Here is a 1,180-nt window from a genome sequence, read left to right on the forward strand (position 1 = left end):
TAAGTTGAAGTATAATTTATATTTCAATGCCTTGAAAGAGGTATTCGAATATGTGTATACTTATAGCAAGAGCATTCGCAAAAAAGTAAAATGTTATGTGCCAACACACTCGTTAATAAATTATGCTTCTTGGGAAATAGTAAGCCCAGAAGCCAGTCTTGCACAGCTTCCGCACATGGATGGATACATTGCGCAAGTATGGACGGGAACTTCTAGAGAGAGAGTTTATTTTAATGGTGAACTTAAAGAAAGGACTTTCGAAAATGCCTTTTTAGAATATGGTTCTATGGTTTCAATGACAGCTCCAACGGGTCGAGAAATGTTTTTTTTAACGGATCCTATCGAGGACAGAAGCCAGACTTGGGCAGATTATAAGAAAAACTACCAAGCGACTTTTACTGCTCAGTTGCTCTATCCGACTGTGGCAAATTATGAAGTTATGCCTTGGCCTCCACGTATTTATTTAGGTAAATTTAAAATGGAAGAAGGGGAAGAAAAACAACCGCTTTCTAAAGCTTATGGAACACAAATGCAAGTAATGATTAATTCATTGAATAATATGCCTGTGTCTAAAAATGAAATTAACGGAACTAAAGGAATCAATGTTTTGCTTTCTAATTCTATTATGTTTCAGCGTTTCCCAATTCATGAAGGTTACCAAGATCCATCGCTTTCTAATTTTTATGGAATGGCTTTGCCGCTGTTAAAAAGAGGAATTCCAGTTGGGACGGTACATATGGAGAATATCGAGCTTAAGTCAGGTCTAAAAGACACAAAAGTTCTAATTATGTCTTATGCCAATATGAAACCATTATCAGCTAAAAATCACGAGGTTTTGGCAAAATGGGTAAAAGGTGGTGGAATGCTTATTTATTATGGAAAAGATGATGATCCGTTTCAAAAAGTTTCGGAATGGTGGAATAAAGACGGTAATAAATACAATGCTCCATCAGAACATCTTTTTGAGTTGATGAGCATTAAGGCAGAAGCTTCAAAAATGAGTTATTCTTTCGGAAAAGGAAATGTTTTTATCGTTCGCAAAAATCCAAAAGAGTTGGTTTTAGAAAAAAATAATGATAAAACTTTTCTCGATATAGTTGCCGAAGCGTATCATAATACAAAAACTAAAGGAAAATTGGAGCTCAAAAACAACTATTATCTAGAGCGCGGTCCTTATGAT

General features: G+C 35.3%; 1 pseudogene. It reads left to right on the forward strand.

From position 1 onward, the window contains the following. Nucleotides 1-1,180 (forward strand): annotated as a pseudogene (locus EKL98_RS17725) (hypothetical protein); the annotation flags it as partial.

The sequence above is a fragment of the Flavobacterium bomense genome (assembly GCF_003970355.1).